The sequence below is a fragment of the Allobranchiibius sp. GilTou73 genome (assembly GCF_021391335.1).
Taxonomy (GTDB): Bacteria; Actinomycetota; Actinomycetes; order Actinomycetales; family Dermatophilaceae; genus Allobranchiibius; species Allobranchiibius huperziae.
Genome location: NZ_CP090051.1, coordinates 753,598 through 770,998, shown reverse-complemented (window position 1 = coordinate 770,998; position 17,401 = coordinate 753,598). Strand labels below are relative to the sequence as shown.

Annotated in this window: 20 protein-coding genes and 1 tRNA gene; 6 read left to right on the top strand and 15 right to left on the bottom strand. The window is 70.0% G+C overall.

Going from position 1 to position 17,401, the window contains the following annotated elements:
- Positions 1-81: 81 nt before the first annotated feature.
- The gene (locus LVQ62_RS03795) at positions 82-1,848 is read left to right on the top strand and encodes a DUF429 domain-containing protein (protein WP_233765278.1); all 1,767 of its coding nucleotides are present in this window, start codon (positions 82-84) and stop codon (positions 1,846-1,848) included.
- A 12-nt stretch (positions 1,849-1,860) separates the two neighbouring features.
- Here LVQ62_RS03795 and pknB read toward each other — a convergent pair whose 3' ends face one another.
- The 9 genes from pknB to LVQ62_RS03750 form a co-directional block, all read right to left on the bottom strand.
- Entirely contained in the window at positions 1,861-3,723 is a 1,863-nt protein-coding gene (pknB, locus tag LVQ62_RS03790) for a Stk1 family PASTA domain-containing Ser/Thr kinase (protein WP_233765276.1), read from the bottom strand.
- Complete coding sequence (locus LVQ62_RS03785) at positions 3,720-3,911, bottom strand: hypothetical protein (protein ID WP_233765274.1); 192 nt, start codon at positions 3,909-3,911, stop codon at positions 3,720-3,722. Before LVQ62_RS03785 ends, pknB begins: the two co-directional genes overlap by 4 nt.
- 13 nt (positions 3,912-3,924) lie before the next feature.
- On the bottom strand, positions 3,925-4,083 hold the full coding sequence (locus LVQ62_RS03780) for a hypothetical protein (protein ID WP_233765272.1): 159 nt from the start codon (positions 4,081-4,083) through the stop codon (positions 3,925-3,927).
- The gene (locus LVQ62_RS03775) at positions 4,062-5,393 is read right to left on the bottom strand and encodes a serine/threonine-protein kinase (RefSeq protein WP_233765270.1); all 1,332 of its coding nucleotides are present in this window, start codon (positions 5,391-5,393) and stop codon (positions 4,062-4,064) included. Before LVQ62_RS03775 ends, LVQ62_RS03780 begins: the two co-directional genes overlap by 22 nt.
- On the bottom strand, positions 5,390-6,841 hold the full coding sequence (locus tag LVQ62_RS03770; RefSeq protein ID WP_233765268.1) for a penicillin-binding protein 2: 1,452 nt from the start codon (positions 6,839-6,841) through the stop codon (positions 5,390-5,392). The genes LVQ62_RS03775 and LVQ62_RS03770 overlap by 4 nt, the downstream gene beginning before the upstream one ends.
- Positions 6,842-6,899: 58 nt before the next feature.
- Complete coding sequence (locus tag LVQ62_RS03765) at positions 6,900-8,291, bottom strand: FtsW/RodA/SpoVE family cell cycle protein (RefSeq protein ID WP_233765266.1); 1,392 nt, start codon at positions 8,289-8,291, stop codon at positions 6,900-6,902.
- Positions 8,288-9,316 carry a PP2C family serine/threonine-protein phosphatase gene (locus LVQ62_RS03760; protein ID WP_233765264.1) on the bottom strand — a complete coding sequence of 343 codons (1,029 nt, stop codon included), beginning with the start codon at positions 9,314-9,316 and terminating at the stop codon, positions 8,288-8,290. The genes LVQ62_RS03765 and LVQ62_RS03760 overlap by 4 nt, the downstream gene beginning before the upstream one ends.
- A 263-nt stretch (positions 9,317-9,579) precedes the next feature.
- Positions 9,580-10,047 carry an FHA domain-containing protein gene (locus LVQ62_RS03755; protein WP_179483439.1) on the bottom strand — a complete coding sequence of 156 codons (468 nt, stop codon included), beginning with the start codon at positions 10,045-10,047 and terminating at the stop codon, positions 9,580-9,582.
- On the bottom strand, positions 10,044-11,012 hold the full coding sequence (locus LVQ62_RS03750; protein ID WP_208053682.1) for a DUF3662 and FHA domain-containing protein: 969 nt from the start codon (positions 11,010-11,012) through the stop codon (positions 10,044-10,046). The genes LVQ62_RS03755 and LVQ62_RS03750 overlap by 4 nt, the downstream gene beginning before the upstream one ends.
- A gap of 321 nt (positions 11,013-11,333) precedes the next feature.
- Between LVQ62_RS03750 and LVQ62_RS03745 the strand changes: the two genes are divergently transcribed.
- Positions 11,334-11,420: transfer RNA gene (locus LVQ62_RS03745), tRNA-Leu, on the top strand.
- Positions 11,421-11,499: 79 nt separating this feature from the next.
- Here the strand turns inward: LVQ62_RS03745 and LVQ62_RS03740 are convergent.
- Positions 11,500-12,351, bottom strand: coding sequence for a helix-turn-helix transcriptional regulator (locus tag LVQ62_RS03740; protein ID WP_208053681.1), 852 nt, complete (start codon positions 12,349-12,351; stop codon positions 11,500-11,502).
- 102 nt (positions 12,352-12,453) lie between these two features.
- On the opposite strand from LVQ62_RS03740, the gene LVQ62_RS03735 reads away from it, so the two are divergent.
- The gene (locus LVQ62_RS03735; RefSeq protein ID WP_233765255.1) at positions 12,454-13,209 is read left to right on the top strand and encodes an SDR family NAD(P)-dependent oxidoreductase; all 756 of its coding nucleotides are present in this window, start codon (positions 12,454-12,456) and stop codon (positions 13,207-13,209) included.
- Between the two features lie 17 nt (positions 13,210-13,226).
- On the opposite strand, the gene LVQ62_RS03730 is transcribed toward LVQ62_RS03735, so the two are convergent.
- From LVQ62_RS03730 to LVQ62_RS03720, 3 genes are read right to left on the bottom strand one after another with little or no spacing between them, the layout of a single operon-like run.
- Entirely contained in the window at positions 13,227-13,589 is a 363-nt protein-coding gene (locus LVQ62_RS03730; protein ID WP_233765248.1) for a cupin domain-containing protein, read from the bottom strand.
- Positions 13,590-13,624: 35 nt separating this feature from the next.
- On the bottom strand, positions 13,625-13,819 hold the full coding sequence (locus tag LVQ62_RS03725; protein ID WP_233765234.1) for a VOC family protein: 195 nt from the start codon (positions 13,817-13,819) through the stop codon (positions 13,625-13,627).
- A 32-nt stretch (positions 13,820-13,851) separates the two neighbouring features.
- Positions 13,852-14,277, bottom strand: a complete 426-nt coding sequence (locus LVQ62_RS03720; RefSeq protein WP_233765231.1) for a MarR family winged helix-turn-helix transcriptional regulator — start codon at positions 14,275-14,277, stop codon at positions 13,852-13,854.
- Between the two features lie 56 nt (positions 14,278-14,333).
- Between LVQ62_RS03720 and LVQ62_RS03715 the strand changes: the two genes are divergently transcribed.
- Complete coding sequence (locus LVQ62_RS03715; RefSeq protein WP_233765229.1) at positions 14,334-14,915, top strand: alpha/beta fold hydrolase; 582 nt, start codon at positions 14,334-14,336, stop codon at positions 14,913-14,915.
- Positions 14,912-15,130, top strand: coding sequence for an alpha/beta fold hydrolase (locus LVQ62_RS03710; RefSeq protein WP_233765227.1), 219 nt, complete (start codon positions 14,912-14,914; stop codon positions 15,128-15,130). The genes LVQ62_RS03715 and LVQ62_RS03710 overlap by 4 nt, the downstream gene beginning before the upstream one ends.
- 27 nt (positions 15,131-15,157) lie before the next feature.
- Here the strand turns inward: LVQ62_RS03710 and LVQ62_RS03705 are convergent, their stop codons facing one another.
- A complete protein-coding gene (locus LVQ62_RS03705; protein ID WP_233765225.1) occupies positions 15,158-15,640 on the bottom strand; it encodes a hypothetical protein in 483 nt (160 codons plus the stop codon).
- Between the two features lie 50 nt (positions 15,641-15,690).
- Here LVQ62_RS03705 and LVQ62_RS03700 point away from each other — a divergent pair, with 50 nt between their 5' ends.
- Positions 15,691-16,236, top strand: a complete 546-nt coding sequence (locus LVQ62_RS03700) for a YciI family protein (RefSeq protein ID WP_233765223.1) — start codon at positions 15,691-15,693, stop codon at positions 16,234-16,236.
- 88 nt (positions 16,237-16,324) lie between these two features.
- Here LVQ62_RS03700 and LVQ62_RS03695 read toward each other — a convergent pair whose 3' ends face one another.
- Complete coding sequence (locus LVQ62_RS03695; RefSeq protein WP_233765221.1) at positions 16,325-17,356, bottom strand: LLM class flavin-dependent oxidoreductase; 1,032 nt, start codon at positions 17,354-17,356, stop codon at positions 16,325-16,327.
- Between the last annotated feature and the right edge of the window lie 45 nt (positions 17,357-17,401).

The window sequence follows — 17,401 nt, the reverse complement described above, 5'->3', positions numbered from 1 at the left end:
CCCTTGCGCAGCTGGGCGCGCTGGGCGCGCCGCGTGGCCGGTGTGGCCTGACCTCGGCCGGGCATCGGGCATGCTGACCGGATGCACTTCGCCGGCCTCGACCTCGCCTGGGGCAACAGGAGTCCCACGGGCGTCGCCGTCCTCGACGACAGCGGCGCCTTGTGCCACCTGTCGGCCGCCCGTACGGACGCCGACATCGAGGCGAGCCTCGCGCCGTACCTCGACGACGGCCTGGTGGTCGGAGTTGACGCGCCGCTCGTGGTCACGAACGAGACCGGCAACCGCGCGGCCGAGCGGGCGCTGAACAAGGACTTCGCGCGCTTCGACGCGGGTGCCCACCCCTCGAACCTGTCCATCCCGACGTTCCGGAACGGTCTGCGCGGCGCGCGCGTCTGTGAGCAGCTCGGCCTCGACATGGACCCGGCGTCGCGGGCGCCGCGGCGTGCCGTCGAGGTCTACCCGCATCCGGCGACGGTCGCCCTCTTCGAGCTCGGGCGCACGCTGAAGTACAAGAACAAGCAGGGTCGTTCGGTCGCCCGGCTGCGCGATGAGCTGCTGACGCTCATGCGGTTGCTCGAGTCGCTCGCGGCGGCCACCCCGGCCCTGCACCTGGTGCCTCATGACGGCTGGCGCGCCCTGGTGACGTCGGTGGAGGAGGCCACGAGCAAGGCACAGCTGCGGGTCGCCGAGGACCAGGTGGACTCCGTGGTGTGCGCCTACGTCGTGCTGTTCCGCGAACGCCGGCCGGAGGCGATGACGACGTACGGCACCTTCGCCGACGGGTACATCGTCACCCCGACGCTGCCCGACGGCCTGGTGCCCTCGCCGCGCGCGCCGCGGGTCGAGCAGCGGGTCGACGTCGTGCGCCGCGCGACGCAGGAGTACGCGATGGGCTTCCCGGCCGTGCAGGCCGCCGCGGAGGAGGCCATCGAGATCGTCGTCGGCGTCCTGGACGACGCGGGTCTGAACTACCTCAGCGTGACCGGTCGCGCGAAGAGCATCGCGTCGTTCGCGGAGAAGGCCGGGCGCACCATCGACGGTGTCGCTCTCTTCGCCGATCCTCTGACCGAGATCGGCGATGTCATCGGACTGCGGGTGATCACCTACGTGCACAGCGACGTCGCCTCCGTCGCAGAGCTCCTGGCTGCCGAGACGGTGGTCATCGAGGACCGTGACATGGGGCAGGCGACGGCGAGCGAGGGTGGATTCGGCTACGCGAGTCGTCACCTGCAGATCCGGCTCGCTCCGTCCGAACAGGTCGTGCACCCGCTGATCGGTGACCGCCAGATCCAGGTGCAGATCCGCACGGTGCTGCAGCACGCGTGGGCCGAGTTCGAGCACGACATCCGCTACAAGGGAACGATCCCCGACGAGCATCGCGCCGACTTCGACCGCCGCTTCACGCTGGCCGCTGGCCTGTTGGAGCTGGCCGACCAGCAGTTCTCGACCATCCGCGAACGCCTGCACGACGGGGTCCGCGAACCCGAGGTCACCATGGCGGACGACGACCCGCGCATCAGCCCGCGGGAGTTGGCCGCGTTCCTGGCCGGGGAGTACGCCGAGGCAAGCTGGTCGCGACCCGATCACTACGCCTGGATCGCTGGTCTGGTCCTCGAGCTCGGCATCACCTCGCTCGCCGAGCTGGCCGACACCATCCGCGCGGTCGACTCCGGCGCGATCGACGCCCGGATGGGCTACCGCAACCGGACCGGTGCAGTACGCCGGCTCGACGATGCACTCCTCGTCAGCTACGGCGACCGCTACATCCGGTTGCACGGCAACGCTCACCGGGTCGACCGGCTGCAGGCACGCCTGCTGAAAATGTCCCCGAACACCGGATCGGCCTGACTCCGCGGTCGGTTACGGCGTCGAGAGTCCCTGGGTCGGTGGACTGCCGGACTTGCTGGGGCTGCTAGACGTCGTTGTCGGACTGGACGGCGAAGTCGAGGTCGAGGTCGAGGTCGACGACGGCGGTGTCGATGTCGTGCTCGACGGCGGGGTGATGGTCTCGGTCGATGTGACCGTCGATGTAGCGGTGGTCGGGGGCGCAGTGCCCTTGTAGATGGTGATGATCGAGTTGACCGCCACCTTCTGGCCCGCGTCGTCCACGCGCACGATCTTGTCCACGAGGTTCGGGTCGGACGTGGTCACGGTCTGGACGTCAGCGCTGAGATGTGCGGCGCGCAGCTCGGTCTGTGCCGCGGTCGTGCTCTTGCCCTTGAGATCCGAGGGCACCGTCACCTGTCCGCTGCTCACGTTGAGGATCAACGGGGAGCTGGGGTTGGCCGAATTGCCGCTCGCAGGAGTCGTGCTCACCACGACACCCTGGTCGTACTGGGTGTCGGGGACCTGCTGGCTGCTGACCGACACGTTTGTGAATCCGGCGTCCTTCAACGCCTGTTTCGCCTGGTCGACGGTCTGGCCGGAGAGGTCGGGGATGGGCAGCGCGTCCGGGCCGCTGGACACGTCGATGAGGACCGTGCTCCCGGCTCGGGCGTCGCCGGACGACGGGTCCTGGCTCACGACCTGTCCGATGGTCGCGTCGTTCGTGACCTTGTGCACCGACGGGGCGAACCCGCTCGATTTCAAGGTGGCGATGGCCTGGGCCTGGGTCAAGTTGACCACGTTGGGCACACTCGTGAGCTTGGTGCCGTCGCCGGAGTTCATCACCAGGTAGCCGATGCCGAGGATCGCCGCGAGCAGCGCCACGACGGCCGCCACCCAGATGAGGGTGCGCCGTGGCGGGGAGTGCGACCCGTCGTACTCCGCCGTCGGATCGTGCCCGACGGCCGGGGCGGGTACGGCGTGCGGCTCGCCGTCCATCGGCCGGCCCGCGCCCTCCATCGCCGCCGCGGCAGCGCTGAGCGGCTCACCGGTACGCGCCCGCTGCAGGTCCGCGCGGAAGTCGCCGGCGTGCTGGTAGCGCGAGCCGCGCGGCTTCTCCAACGAGTGCAGCGTGACCGCGTCCATGGCGGGCGGCACCGACGGCTCGTAGACCGACGGGGGCTGCGGCTGGTCGGTGATGTGCTGGTAGACGAGGCTGACCGGCTCGCCGACGAACGGCGTTCTGCCCGTGAGCAACTCGAAGAGCACGCATCCGGCGGAGTAGAGGTCGGAGCGCGCGTCGACGGTCTCGCCCTGGGCCTGCTCGGGCGACAGGTAGCGAGCCGTGCCGACCACGGCCTGCGCCGACGTCATCGTCGCGGCGGTGTCGGCCAGCGCACGGGCGATGCCGAAGTCCATCACCTTGACGCTGCCGCCGCGGGTGAGCATCACGTTGGCCGGTTTGATGTCCCGGTGCACGATGCCCTTTTCGTGCGAGTAGTCCAGGGCCGACAGGATGCCCATCGTGATCCGGGCGGCCTCGTCGGGCGCGAGCTTGCCCTCGTCGTCGAGGATGTCGCGCAGCGTCTCGCCCTCGACGTACTCCATGACGATGTAGGGGACGTCCACGCGGGCGCCGCCGGTCTCCACGGCGATGTCCTCGCCGGAGTCGTAGACCGCCACGACGGCATGGTGGTTGAGCCCGGCGGCCGACTGGGCCTCCCGGCGGAAGCGGGTGAGGAACGAGGGGTCGCGGGCCAGGTCCGAGCGCAGCATCTTGATCGCGACGGTGCGTCCGAGGCGGGTGTCGTGGCCGAGGTGGACCTCGGCCATTCCGCCGCGGCCGATGAGCTCGCCGACCTCGTACCGGCCGCCCAGGATGCGGGGGGTGTCGTTCACCGTGCCTCCTGCCCGGACGCCGCTGTCAGCAGACCCGGAGCGGGCGCGGATGGCATCACCGACGGTCGGTGCACCTCGGCCGCGGGTCCGGCCGCGGCCTGGTCGTGGTTCTCGGAGTACGTGACGAGCGAGCGTGCCACAACGGCGTCCAGACTCCCCGGGATCGAGGGGTTGAGGGTGGCGGGCATCGGAGAGCGGGGGTCATCGCAGCTCCCTGGCGGTCGTGCCGGGGTGACGCAACGACGCGATCTGGACGGGCTTGGTGAAGTGCTCCTGCGGGGTGCCCGAGGAACGCCCGCGGAGGAGGACGACGAGCACGACGGCGACGATCACGATGATCAGCGCGATCGCAGCGAGCACGGCGTACCGCCGGGTGCGCGACGTGGTGGTCGACTGCCCGGACGCGCGGCTGCCGGACGGCTGACCCTCGGTCTCGCGTCGGTCGGACCTCCCGGTCTCACGCTGGTCGCCGCGGTCCCCGTCGACGCCAGGGGGCAGCACCCGGGTCGATCCGGGACCGGAGGGGAGGTGCTCGGTGGTGCGGCGGCCCGGGAGCTGGTGCCCGCGTGGCGGATCGCCGTGCGTGCCCTGCGGTCCGGAGGACGATGCGCCGTGCTCGCCGTGGTTGCCGGGCTCCCTGTGGGCGGGGGCGCCGAAGTCGCCGAAGTTCTGACCGGGGTACTCATCGGGTCCGAACGGCGCGGCACCCTGCGGCCCGGAGTGCGGGCCGGGGTCCTTGCGGTCGCGGCGGCGCCGACGGCCCTCCCCTGCGGCGAGTGAGGCGCGGGCGGGGACGGGTCCCACTCCCCGCGCCGCGGCGGCTCGCTGTACGGGTCGAAGCCCATCCGCGCGCTGTCGACGATCGACTGCTGCAGGGCGCGGGCGAACTCGGCCGCGGAGTCCGGGCGGAACTGCGGGTCCTTCTCCAGCGCGGCCAGGACGACGGCACGCACCGGCGGCGGCACGAAGTCCGGCATCGGTGGCGGCTGCTCGTTGACGTGGGCCATCGCCAGCGCGACCGGGCTGTCGGAATTGAACGGCCTTGCGCCGCACAACATCTCGTACGTGACGACGGCGAGTGCGTAGACGTCGCTGAGGGGGGTGGTCTCCTGACCCAACGCGGCCTCGGGCGCGAGGTACTGCGCGGTCCCCATCACCTCGCCGGCCTTGGTCATCGCCGCGGAGCCGACCGCGCGGGCGATGCCGAAGTCGGTCAGCTTCACGATCCCGTCGGCTGTGACGAGCACGTTGGCGGGTTTGACGTCGCGGTGCACCAGGCCGTTCAGGTGCGCCGACTGCAGGGCCGTCGCGGTCTGGGCGATGAGCCCCACGGTGTCGACCGCGGGCATCGGCGCCCGGTCGGCGATGATCCGCGAGAGCGGCAGACCGGGGACGTACTCCATGACGAGGTACGCCGATCCCTCGTCCTCGCCGTAGTCGTAGACGGCCGCGATGTTGGCGTGGGTGAGCGCCGCGGCCAGGCGTGCCTCCGTGCGGAACCGCTGGTCGAATCCGATCTCGTCGGTCAGCCCGCCCTTCAGCACCTTGACCGCGACGGTGCGCCCGAGGATCGCGTCGGTGGCTGCCCAGACCTCGCCCATGCCGCCGGCCGCGATCTTGTCGGTGAGCGTGTAGCGCCCACCCAGGGTGTCCCCACCACCTGCGCTCATCGCCCGATCCCCGCCTCGATGACCTGTTTCGCGATCGGCGCCGCGACCGAGCCCCCGCCCGCCTCCGCACCGTACTTGCCGCCGTTCTCCACGAGCACGGCGACGGCGATCTTGGGGTTGTCGGCGGGCGCGAACGCGGTGAACCACGCGTGCGCGGGCAGTCCCTCCCCGTGCTGTGCGGTGCCGGTCTTGCCGGCGACCTGGACGCCGGGGATCTGCGCCCGCGTGCCGGTGCCGCTGTCGACGACCGCCAGCATCATCGTCTTCAGTTCGCTCGCCACCTGGAAGCTGACGGCGGTGGAGAAGAGCTTGGGGTCGGTGGAGGAGATGACGTCGAGGTTGTCGTCCCGCACGTCCTTGACCAGGTAGGGCGCCATCACCCGGCCGCCGTTGGCGATCCCGGCGGAGACCATCGCCATCTGCAGCGGGGTGGACTGCACGTCGTACTGGCCGATCGAGGACTGGGCCAGCTGCGCCGGGTCGAGGCCGGTCGGGAAGCGGCTCGCCGCGACCGACATCGGGATGTTCAGCTGCTGCCCGAAGCCGAACCGTTGTGCCTGCGCCGCCACGGCGTCCTGGCCGAGGGACAGGCCGACGCTGGCGAACGCGGTGTTGCAGCTGATCTCCAGCGCGTGGATGAGCGTCGTACGACCGCCCGGTCCGCAGGCGCCCGAGAAGTCATTGGGCAGAGTGGTGTTCGTCTGGGGCAGGCGCAGTGAGGCCGGGCCGGGGACGGAGGTCTGCGGGGTGTACTTGCCCGAGGACAGGGCCGCCGCACTCACGATCAGCTTGAACGTCGAACCGGGCGGGTAGAGCTCCGAGGTGGCGCGGTTGAGCAGAGGCCGCGAGGTGTTCTTGATGAGCGACGTCCAGTTCTTCTGGACCGTCGTCAGGTCGTGCCCGGACAGCTCGTTCGGGTCGTACGTCGGGCTGGTCACCATCGCGAGGATCGCGCCGGTCTTCGGGTCGAGCGCCACGACGGCACCGACCTTGGATCCGAGCGCCGACTTCGCCGCCTTCTGCACCTTGGCGTCGAGGGTGAGGTCGACGTTGGCCCCCTGCGGTTTCTGACCGGTCACGATGTCGGTGAAGCGGCGGTAGAAGAGCTGGTCGGAGGTGCCGGACAGCAGGCTGCCGTACCTGGACTCCACGGCGGAGGAGCCGTAGAGGAAGGAGTAGTAGCCGGTCGCGGCGGCATACGTCGTGCCCTGCGGGTAGGTGCGCAGCCACTTGTACTCGTCGTTGCTGGGCTTGGACACCGCGACCGCGTTGCCGCCGACGAGGATCGAGCCGCGCTGCCGTGCGTACGACGAGAGCAGGGTGCGCCGGTTGCCGGGCCGGTCGTTGAGGGCCTTGGCCTGGAAGAACTGGATGGTCGTCGTGGCGATCAGCAGCGCGCAGAACATCGCGGCGACCACGAGCCCGAGGCGGCGGATGGGTGCGTTCATCGGGGTCCCCGCGAAGTACCTGGGGAAGCGCAGCGGACGGAAGACTTCGTGGGGTGCATCACCGCGACTTCACCACCTGGGTGTCGGCGGACCCGACGGCTGAGGCGCCGGGCTCGTCGACGGTCGGGCGGCGGGCCTGGTCGCTGATCCGCAGCAGCAGGACGATGATGATCCAGTTGGCGATCAGCGAGCTGCCGCCGGCCGACATGAACGGCGTGGTGAGGCCGGTGAGCGGGATGACCCGGGTGACGCCGCCGACCACCACGAATACCTGCAGCGCCATCGAGAAGCCGAGGCCCGTCGCGAGCAGCTTGCCGAAGCCGTCACGGGCGGCGATGCCGGCGCGCAGCCCGCGCTCGACCACGATCGCGAAGAGCACGATGATCGCGATGAGTCCGACCAGCCCGAGCTCCTCGCCGAACGAGGGGATGATGAAGTCGGAATTGGCGAAGTAGGTCAGCTCGGGGTGGCCCTGCCCCAGGCCGGTGCCGAGCATCCCGCCGCTGCCCATCCCCATCAGCCCCAGAGCGAGCTGGTCGGACAGGTGCGGGTTGAACGGGTTGATCCACAGGTCGACGCGCACCTGGAAGTGCGCGAAGAGCAGGTACGCCGCGTAGCAGCCGGCGAGGAAGAGCCCCATGCCGATGACGATCCAGGAACGGCGTTCGGTTGCGACGTAGAGCAGCGCGACGAAGAGGCCGAAGAAGAGCAACGACGTGCCGAGGTCGGACTCGAAGACCAGCACCGCGAGGCTCGCGAGCCAGGCGATGATGATCGGTCCGAGGTCGCGGGCACGGGGCAGCGGGAAGCCCAGGATCCGGCGACCGACGAGCGACAACGCGTCGCGCTTCTGCACCAGGTAGCCGGAGAAGAAGATGATCACGCAGATCTTCGACAGCTCGCTCGGCTGGAACGACAACGGCCCCAGGCCGATCCAGATACGGCTGCCGTTGATGTTGCGCCCGAGGATGGGGGTGAGCGGCAGCAGTAGGAGCACGAGACCGGCGAGCGCGAAGGTGAAGGTGTACTGCCCGAGCCGGCGGTGATCGCGCACCACGACCAGCAGCACTCCGGCGACGAGCACCGAGATACCGGTCCAGAGCAGCTGACGCACCGCCGCCCCCTGGCCGATGTGGTGGCCCTGGGCGAGGTCGAGACGGTGGATCATCACCAGTCCCAGGCCGTTCAGCAGCGTCGCGACCGGGAGCAGGATCGGATCGGCGTACGCCGCCTGCCACCGCACCAGCAGGTGCAGCGCCAGCGCGACGACCCCGAAACCGATGCCCAGCGTCAGCAGGTCCGGCGGCAGGGTGTTGTCGACGGCCAGCCCGACGTCGGCGTACGCGAGCAGCACGATGGCGATGGCGAACGCGAGCAGCAGCAATTCCACACCGCGCCGGGTGCGTGGTGTGTGCGGGGTGATGGTGCGCAGCGCGGAGGAACTGCTCATGTGCTGCAACTGCTCGCTTGGCTGCGGCAGGCCGCGGCCTGGGTGGTGAGGGTCTGCACGACCTTGCGTGCGTCGGGAAGGTCGTCGGCGCCGATGGTGGCGCGGACCCGACTCTGGTAATAGGACGGCAGATCGGTGGTCTTCACGTCGGTCTGCTGCCGGACCGAGTGCAGGTGGAAGGGTCCGATGCTGTTGTGCAGCCCGCGGTAGATGGCCACCGAGCCGTGGTCGTCGCCGACGTAGTACTGGGACTGCGTCCAGGAGTAGCCGATCCACCCCCCGACGGCGATGACCGCGACGACCAGCAGCCCCAGCCCGAGCCAGCGCAACCGCCGGAAGCGGGAGGGTCCTTCCTCGGCGAGGACGGGGGTCTCGTGCTCGTCGTCCTGCTCGTCCTGCGACCCGGGCGCGGGACCATTGGCCTCTCGGCTGAGCGCGGCGGCCTTCTCCGCCGGGGTCCGCGGCTCCGGGGGCGGGGTGTCGTCCGGCCGTACGGGCGGCGCGCCGGCCGCGCCGGCCGCGCCGACGACCTGTGGCGTCGCGGACGTCGGCGCGGTGGAGTCCACCACGTCCGCGACCACGACGGTGACGTTGTCGCGTGCGGAGGCCTTGAGGGCGATGGCGATCAGCCGGTCGGCGATCTCACCCGGCGTGCCCTGGGAGGTGACGATGTCCTCGATGGTCGACTTCGCCACGTAGTCCGAGAGCCCGTCCGAGCACATCAGGTAGCGGTCGCCCACCTGCGCCTCGCGCAACGACAGGTCGGGCTCGTCGTCGGCGCGCCCGGTGAGTACGCGGGTGACGAACGAACGCTGCGGGTGGTGTTCGGCCTCGGCCTCGGTGATCCGGCCGTCGTCCAGCAGCGCCTGCACCAGGGAGTGGTCCTTGGTGATCTGGGTGAAGACGCCGCCGCGGACCAGGTAGGCGCGCGAGTCGCCGATGTTGGCCATCGCCAGCTTGTTGCCGCTGCGTAGGAAGGCGATGAGCGTGGTGCCCATCCCTTCGAGATCGGGTTGCTCGTCCATCTCGTCGCGCAGACGCTCGTTGGCGCGTACGACGGCGTCGTGCAGCTGCGCGAGCGCCTCGTCGGCGCCGTAGGACTCCCCCGTCCAGGTGCACCAACTCGGCCACGACCGTGGAGCTGGCCATGTCGCCCGCGGCGTGGCCGCCCATCCCGTCGGCGAGTACGAGCAGGTCGGGCCCGGCGTAACCGGAGTCCTCGTTGCGGGTCTTGGAGCCCAGGCCCAGGTCGGTGCGGGCGGCGTAGCGCAGCGCGATCGGCATGCCGCTACTTCCTGACTTCCAGGACGGTCTGGCCGATCCGGACCCGGGTGCCCTCGCGCAACGGCACGTGCTGACCGATCGGCCGGTCGTTGATGAAGGTGCCGTTGGTGGAGCCGAGGTCGTCGATGAACCAGCTGTCGCCGTCGCGGTAGACCTGCGCGTGGCGGCCGGAGGCGAAGTCGTCCGACAGCACGAGGACGCACTCGGGGTTGCGGCCGATCAGGACGCCGCCGTCGGACAGGGGCACGCTGATGCCGCGCATCAGACCCTCGATGACGGCCAGGTGCGTCGGGCCACCACGCGGGGACCGGGCGGGGCGGCGTTCGTCGCGCAGCGGCTGGCGTCGGTTGTCGGCGCGGGCGCCACGGATGCCGTAGAGATCGCCGCGCATCACCCCGACGATGCTGAAGATGAACGCCCAGAGGGCGACCAACAGCCCGATGCGGATGACCGTGATCGTCAGTTCGCTCACCGGCGCCCGCCTTCGCGGAAGAGCAGGTGGGTGCGCCCCACGGTGATCCGGTCGCCGTCGTGCAGGTGAGCCCGGTCGATCGGGTCGCCGTTGACGAACGTGCCGTTGGTGGAGCCGAGGTCACGCACCGTCATCACCAGGTGCGGACCGTCGTTGGTGATGCGGATCTCGCTGTGCCGCCTGGAGATTCCCGGGTCGTCCAGCATGATGTCGGCGTCGTCGTCACGGCCGATGACAGTAATGGCGCCGAGCAGAGGATAGCTGTCTCCGTCGATGATCAACGACGGTCGCTGCTTGAAACGGCGTGGCGCGGCCGGGCTGGGGACGCGCGCGGCGCGCGGTTGCTCGGGCGCGGGATCGTCGTAGCCGGGGTGCTGCTGCATCGGCTGCTGGTGGTGCTGCGGCACCTGGTACTGCTGAGAAGGAGTCGGGTACTCCCGGGGCGGTGTCTGGTACTGCCGCGGCGCGGGTCCGTCGTCGTAGAGGGGCCGGCGACCCTCGTCCCACGGCTGGTCCTGGCGTGCCGAGGAGGGGTCGAACTCGTCGTACTGCCGCGGCTGCGGTCGCGAGGGCTGCGGTGCTTCCTGCACCTGCCGTGCGATGGACGGACGCAGGCGGAAGACGCCGGTCTCCAGCTCCGGGTCCGCGGCGAACTGCACCGACACCGGCCCGCCGGGCACGTAGCGCTGACTGTCGGCGTGCTCGGTCGCGCTCGCGATCAGCTCGTCGGTGATGTCGTCGCGTGCCGCGTCGAGGCGCTCGAAGTCGCCGGGGCTGAGGTCGACGGTGAACAGGTTGGGCACCACCGCGCGCTGCCCCTTCTTGGTGGCCGCTGCGCGGTCGTCCATCGCTCCGCGCATCGCGCTCGCGATCTCCACCGGCTGCACTTCGGAGCGGAAAGCCTTGGCGAACGCGCCGTTCACGCCCTCGGACAGGCGGCGTTCGAGGTTGGAGAACAAACCCATCACTGCCTCCTGTTCCTCGTCGGGTCATGCCTCGGCGCCCAGCTGCGGACCCGCCTTACGCGGGCAGACCGGAGCGCACGGCGTACGCCGCGGGCGTGCTCGATCGTAACTGCGCCATGCGCGCGCGAGCCGCAGGCACGGTCACCTAGGGAGCAGCTGTGTAGTGGGGGTGCGATGCCGCCCTGTCGTGTCGTCGGCCGGAGTCCGCGCCGCCGCGCGGAGTCGTTGCGCGCTCTATACGGCGCGCCACGACTCCACCTTTACGACGTGGCACCCCGGTTTGGCGATCGCGGAGCCGTCAGGCAGACTAGGGCGGCACTCGCGCGAGTGGCGGAATAGGCAGACGCGCACGGTTCAGGTCCGTGTGCCCGAAAGGGCGTGGGGGTTCAACTCCCCCCTCGCGCACCAGATGAACGGCGGTTGCGACCCACAGGTCGCAGCCGCCGTTCTGCGTGCTGCGAGTGCCGGCGCGGCGCGGCGGATCCGGTCAGAGGCTTTCGTTGGCGATCGGTGCCGCCCAGTTGGCGAGCAGTGGGAGAACTCTCGCGGTGGGTGAGTCCGATTCGACGGTGTAGACCACCAGACGCTGATCCGGGTCGTGGGGGCCGACGACCGATTCGATCCCGAAGACCAGTGGCCCGGCGACAGGGTGGGCGACCTTCTTGGTCAGCGAGGTCCGGAAGGTGACCCCCTGGTCGTCCCACCATCGGGCGACGTCCGGGTCGCCATCGCGCAGCTCGCGAACGAGCGCCGTGAGGCGGCGGTCGTCGGGGCGGCGTCCGACGTCGTAGCGCAGCGCTCCGACCGCGGACGCGGCGAAGTCGTCCCAATTGGTGATGCGTTCGCGAGCGCCAGGGTCGAGCAACAACCACCGGGCGAACGACGCTCCGGGCTCCGCCGACCAGCCGAGGACCTCGCGCAGCAGCCCGTTGCCGGCGAGCACCTCCGAGCGGGGTCCGAGCAGCAACGTCGGCACCTGGTCCAGTTGCGCCATCAGCCGGAGCATTCCGGGGTCGGCATGCACCGGGAGGTCGGGCGCGACCCGTCGCCGCGGCGAGGTGGGTGCGGCAAGGTTGCGCAGGTGCTGGGCCTCGAGGTCGTCGAGCTGCAGGGCGCGCGACAGGGCGTCGACCACGTCGTCGGTGACGGTGTGCTGGCGGCCCTGCTCCAGACGGCTGTAGTGATCGGGGCTCAGCCCGGCAAGGACCGCCAGTTCCTCCTTGCGCAGACCCGGCACCCGACGCGGTCCGGGGAAGGCATCGATCCCTGCCTGCGCCGGGGTGAGGCGGTCGCGGCGGGAGCGCAGGAATGCACCCAACGGGGAACGATCGGTGGGCATGGGCACCACGGTAGGCGCGGCGGCCGCCGTCAGCGTGGGCATGCCGTGCCCAGGCACTGCTCGCCCTGGCGCCCCCGTTCGCAGAGCCGTTGACTGACACGCATGACCGACACCACAGCAGCACGCACCGTCCTCGTGACCGGCTCGACCAGCGGCATCGGCGCCGCGACCGCCCGCACCCTCGCCGCTGCCGGGTGGCGCCTCGTCGTCACCGGACGCGACGTGGCCCGGGGTGACTCCGTCGTGCAGGAGATCGCCACGGCCGGCGGCCACGCGGTCTTCGTGCCCTCGGACCTGTCCGCCGCACCGGAGGACCTGCGTGCTTTCGTCACCTCCGCGACCGAGGCCGCAGGCGGCCGGATCGACGCCGTGGTCCACAACGCCGCGCTCTGCCCGCCCGTCGACACGGTGTCACTCAGCGACGCCGACCTGGAGGCCACGCTCGCCGTCAACGTCCGCGCGCCCCACGTGCTGACCGCCGCGCTCGCCCCGGCGATGGCCGAGCGCGGCGCCGGCGGGATCGTCGTCATCGGATCGTGGATGGCGCATGTGGGCCACGCCTTCGTCGGCCTCTACTCGGCGACCAAGGCGGCCGAGATCCAGCTGGCCCGCAGCTGGGCCGCGGAGTTCGGGCCGCGCGGCGTACGCGTCAACACGGTGTCACCCGGCGCCACCCGGACTCCCATCAACGCAGCCGACGACGACGTCATCGCGACGATGACGTCGGGGACGCCCGCCGGCCGTCCTGGCACACCGGAGGAGATCGCTGCCGCCGTGACATGGGTGCTCTCCGATGCCGCGGCCTACCTGCACGGGGCCGAACTCGCCGTCGACGGAGGGATCACCGCGACCCGCTGAGTGCGGGGGCGGCGAGCTCAGATGCTCTCGACGACGGCCGTGAGATCTCCGCCCGCTGCGCCGGTGTTGACCACGCCCGCCGGCTCGAGCAACAGCGCCCGGACTTCGCCGTCGGCTCGAGGGCAGTGCTCCACCCCGCGCGGCACGACGTAGAGCTGCCCGGGACGCAGCGTGATGTCGCGGTCGCGCAGCTGAATGGTGAGTTCGCCGTCGAGGACGAGGAACAACTCGTCGGTGTCCTCGTGGGAGTGCCAGACGAAGTCGCCCTCGACCTTGACGATCTTCACGTCGTAGTCGTTGATCCGGGCTACCAGCTTGGGTGACCAGTTCTCGGTGAACTGACTGAACTTCTCGTCCAGGTCGACCGCGTCATCCGTCATGAATCCAGTCTGCCGTCGAAATCGCCGGCAGGGAGTCAGTCGTCGGCCTCGACGGCGAAGGTGTTGCCATTCGGATCCTGGAACCAGGCGATGCGACCGCCGTCCTCGATGGCGGCACTGGGGCCCGACTGCGCGAGCGGCAACCCCAGTCGGCCTTCGTAGAACTCGGCTGCGGTGTGGATGTCGGACACGGCGATCGATGCCCTGACCGGGAAGTCGCTCAACGACATCGACTCACGTTATCCGCCGCCCTCAGGCGGGGCTAGACGCCGGAGGGATCCGCGCCCAGTACGCGGTCGAGCAGGCTTGCGAACTGTTCGAGCTCGTCGGGCGTGAGCCCGTCGAACGAGGTCTCGACGACCGTGGCGACCGCCTTCTGACCGGCTTGACGCAGCCGCTCACCCTCGGCGGTGATCCGGTGTCGCACGGCTCGACCCGGGCCCGGTACCCGTTCGATCAGTCCCCGATCGGCCATCCGCACGGCCAGCGACCCGAACGACTGGTCCGTCTGGAAGGTGAGCACTGCGAGCTCGTGCAGCGAGGCGTCCGGACGTTCGCGCAGGTGTCGCAAGGTGTCCCACTGGATGAGCGAGAGTCCTAGCGGTGCAAGGGCTTTGGTCAGCCTGCGGTGGTGTCGGTACTGCAACCGTTTGACGGCGAGCGCGACGTTCGCCGGGGAGGGATCCATCCGGTGAAAGATAGCGACCGTTGCTTATATAAGTAAGCTTATATAAGGTTACTTGTATGACGAAGACACCCTCCGCCGCGGTGGTCCGGCCGACGAGAAGCGCCACCATGACCCTCCGTGACCGGGACGATGTGCACATCACCGTCGATGACATCGACCGCACATCCCCGTTCCTCCTGCTGCACGGCGGCGGCGGCCCGCTGACGATGACCGGCTTCGCGCACCAGCTCGCCGAGCGGACTCACGCGCGGGTGTTGCTGCCGACCCATCCCGGTTTCGGTGGCACCGCTCGCCCCGACACCCTCGCCTCGACCAGGGACCTGGCCGCCGCGTACGTCGAGCTCATCGACCAGCTCGACCTGGCAGACCTCACCCTGATCGGCAATTCCTTCGGCGGCTGGCTGGCGGCGGAGATCGCCCTGCTGGGCTCCCCCGGGTCAGGGGAATCGTCATCCTGGACGGTGTCGGTCTGCAGGTCGACGGCCACCCGCCCACCGACGTGCGTGGCCTCGCCCCCGCCGAACTGGCCGCCCTGTCGTTCCACGAACCGGCCAAGTCCCCGGCGGCGCGGGCTCTGGGAGGCAGCGGACCGAGCCCCGACATCCAGGCCCTCATGGCGTATGCGGGGGAGGCGATGACCGACCCGACTCTGGGCGACCGGCTCGCCGACCTGGAGCTGCCCGTGCAGGTGATCTGGGGCGAGAGCGACGGCATCGTGGACCCGGACTACGGCAGGGCGTACGCCGCCGCCATCCCCGGATCGACCTTCACCCTGCTGGCCCGCACCGGTCACCTGCCCCAGCTCGAGACCCCCGAGGAACTCCTCGGCGTGATCCTCGACATCGACCGGTGACGAGCTCGCCCGAGGGCGCAGCGACGACTACCGCGCGAGGGCGGCTCCGGTCCATCTCTCGTCAGCGCTGACATCCGTCGCTATGTCGAGCCATGCCGGCAGCGTCGATGACGGCGTGTCTCCGTCGTCGATCTCGGCGAGGAGCGTGCCGTCTTCCAACTGGTCGACAGCGATCTGCCAGTCCTCGCGCGACACCCGGTGCCGGACCTTCTGCAACGTGCGGGCGGGAAGCTGTCGAAGCAACGCCCACTCCGCGTCGTCGAGGTACATCGAGGTGCAGGCCACTGCGGCCGGCCCGTCCGTGAGACGCACCTTGTGCCCCAGCTTGCGCACGCGGCGACCGTCCGGCCACACCATCTCCCGAAGACGAAGCCTGGACCCCTCGACATACCGATCCGTGATCTGTATCGACTCGACCACACCTTCAGGAATGGAGTTGACGAGAAAACGTCGCTCTCTCTCCACCACTGCGTATTTCAACGACGTCGCCACCACGCCATGCTCGCTCATGGCCCGCCGTGTTGCTCGTGGTCGGTGCGACGTCGGTGGAGACTCGCGCCATGGAGTTCTTCTGCTTCCACCGGGACCGACCTGGTTCGGGGCCTTTGCGTCAGCAGATTCGCGAACAGCACTGGACGTACATGGATTCGTTCGAGGATGCGCTGAGGGTGCGCGGCCCCGCCTTCGATGCGGGCGATGAGCTGGTGGGAAGTGTGCACGTCGTGGACCTCGACGGACCGGCGCACGCGCGGGCGTTCGCGGTCGACGAACCGGGCTACCAGATCGGTGCGTACCGAGAGGTGATGCTGCGGAGGTGGCACAACGCGCTCGGGCGATCGATGTGGGAGTACCCCCACCTGGACGAGCCGGAGGGGCTGTTTCTGGTCATGGGCTTCGAGCCCGATCCTCGAGCCCCGTTCGAGGACGAGCTGCCGAACGCCGATCTCGTCGCCTTCGGTCACCTCCTCAGCGACGACGGTTCGTGGCAGCTCGGCACGGTCGCCATCGTGCGCGCCATGGACACCGACAATGCCGGCTCGCTGCTTCACGGCCGCGGCTTGATCGGCGTGGAAGCGCACGGATGGACGTTCGGCGGCCGCCCATGACTCAGCCACGGCGGCGTTCGCGACCAGCTGGTGTCTCTTCTTCCAGCAGCCCTGGGCAGGCCGCGAAGATTGGGTGCCGGTCCCTTCACTACTCCGACAGCAGCTCGCGCACCCGGGGGATGACCTGCGTGCCGTAGAGCTCGATCGCACGCATCGAGTACTCGTGGGGCAGTGGCCCGTCGGAGTACTTCAGGTCGAACCGGTCGACGTCGAGCGTGCGGACGGTGGCCGCGATCTTCGCCGACACGGTCTCCGGCGAACCGACGTACAACGCGCCCTGTTCGATCTCGCGCTCGAAGTCGCCGGAGCGCGCCGGGGGCCAGCCGCGCTCGGAGCCGATCTTGTTGCGATTGGTGATCCAGGGCTCGCGCAGCTGGTCGCGCGCCTCCTGGTCGGTGTCGGCGATGTGGCCCGGTGAGTGCAGGCCGATCGGAAGCTGCGGCTGACCGAGCTGCTCGTTGGCACGGCGGTAGATCTGCACGAACGGCGTGAACCGGTCTGCGGGGCCGCCGATCACGGCCAACATCAACGGGATTCGGTAGTTCGCGGCGCGTACGACGGACTGTGGCGTGCCGCCGACGGCAATCCATGCCTTCAGGCCACCGGCGGTCTTCGGGTAGACGTCCTGGTCGACCAGTGGTGGCCGCAGCTCCCCGCTCCAGGTGACCGGCTTCTCCGCGAGCAGCTCGGCGAAGAGGTCCAGCTTCTCCGCGAAGAGCTCCTCGTACTGGCCGAGGTCGAAGCCGAAGAGCGGGAAGGACTCGGTGAAGGAGCCCCGCCCGAGGATCACCTCCGCGCGTCCGCCCGACAGGGCGTCGATCGTGGAGAACCGCTCGAAGACGCGAATCGGGTCATCCGAACTCAGCACCGTGACGGCCGACCCCAGTCGGATCCGCTCGGTGCGCGTCGCGATCCCCGCGAGGACCACGTCGGGCGCGGAGATCGCGTAGTCGGCGCGGTGGTGCTCGCCGATCCCGATGAAGTCGACGCCGCTGCGATCGGCGAGCACGGCCTGGTCCACCACGTTGCGGATGACCTGGGGATACGGCAGGAGCGTGCCCTGCGCGTCGACCGTCCGGTCACCGAAGGTGTCCAACCCGAACTCGACCCGACCGCTCACTGCTGCCTCCACTCAGGACGTCGAGGGGCCGGAGAACGGTCTCGG

Excerpts from the sequence above, each read along its gene's own strand:
- LVQ62_RS03795 (WP_233765278.1), top strand. The coding sequence starts at position 82 with ATGCACTTCGCCGGCCTCGACCTCGCCTGGGGCAACAGGAGTCCCACG.
- LVQ62_RS03785 (WP_233765274.1), bottom strand. The coding sequence starts at position 3,911 with ATGCCCGCCACCCTCAACCCCTCGATCCCGGGGAGTCTGGACGCCGTT.
- LVQ62_RS03775 (WP_233765270.1), bottom strand. The coding sequence starts at position 5,393 with ATGAGCGCAGGTGGTGGGGACACCCTGGGTGGGCGCTACACGCTCACC.
- LVQ62_RS03770 (WP_233765268.1), bottom strand. The coding sequence starts at position 6,841 with ATGAACGCACCCATCCGCCGCCTCGGGCTCGTGGTCGCCGCGATGTTC.
- LVQ62_RS03765 (WP_233765266.1), bottom strand. The coding sequence starts at position 8,291 with ATGAGCAGTTCCTCCGCGCTGCGCACCATCACCCCGCACACACCACGC.
- LVQ62_RS03760 (WP_233765264.1), bottom strand. The coding sequence starts at position 9,316 with ATGGACGAGCAACCCGATCTCGAAGGGATGGGCACCACGCTCATCGCC.
- LVQ62_RS03750 (WP_208053682.1), bottom strand. The coding sequence starts at position 11,012 with ATGGGTTTGTTCTCCAACCTCGAACGCCGCCTGTCCGAGGGCGTGAAC.
- LVQ62_RS03740 (WP_208053681.1), bottom strand. The coding sequence starts at position 12,351 with ATGCCCACCGATCGTTCCCCGTTGGGTGCATTCCTGCGCTCCCGCCGC.
- LVQ62_RS03735 (WP_233765255.1), top strand. The coding sequence starts at position 12,454 with ATGACCGACACCACAGCAGCACGCACCGTCCTCGTGACCGGCTCGACC.
- LVQ62_RS03730 (WP_233765248.1), bottom strand. The coding sequence starts at position 13,589 with ATGACGGATGACGCGGTCGACCTGGACGAGAAGTTCAGTCAGTTCACC.
- LVQ62_RS03725 (WP_233765234.1), bottom strand. The coding sequence starts at position 13,819 with ATGTCGTTGAGCGACTTCCCGGTCAGGGCATCGATCGCCGTGTCCGAC.
- LVQ62_RS03720 (WP_233765231.1), bottom strand. The coding sequence starts at position 14,277 with ATGGATCCCTCCCCGGCGAACGTCGCGCTCGCCGTCAAACGGTTGCAG.
- LVQ62_RS03715 (WP_233765229.1), top strand. The coding sequence starts at position 14,334 with ATGACGAAGACACCCTCCGCCGCGGTGGTCCGGCCGACGAGAAGCGCC.
- LVQ62_RS03710 (WP_233765227.1), top strand. The coding sequence starts at position 14,912 with ATGACCGACCCGACTCTGGGCGACCGGCTCGCCGACCTGGAGCTGCCC.
- LVQ62_RS03705 (WP_233765225.1), bottom strand. The coding sequence starts at position 15,640 with ATGAGCGAGCATGGCGTGGTGGCGACGTCGTTGAAATACGCAGTGGTG.
- LVQ62_RS03700 (WP_233765223.1), top strand. The coding sequence starts at position 15,691 with ATGGAGTTCTTCTGCTTCCACCGGGACCGACCTGGTTCGGGGCCTTTG.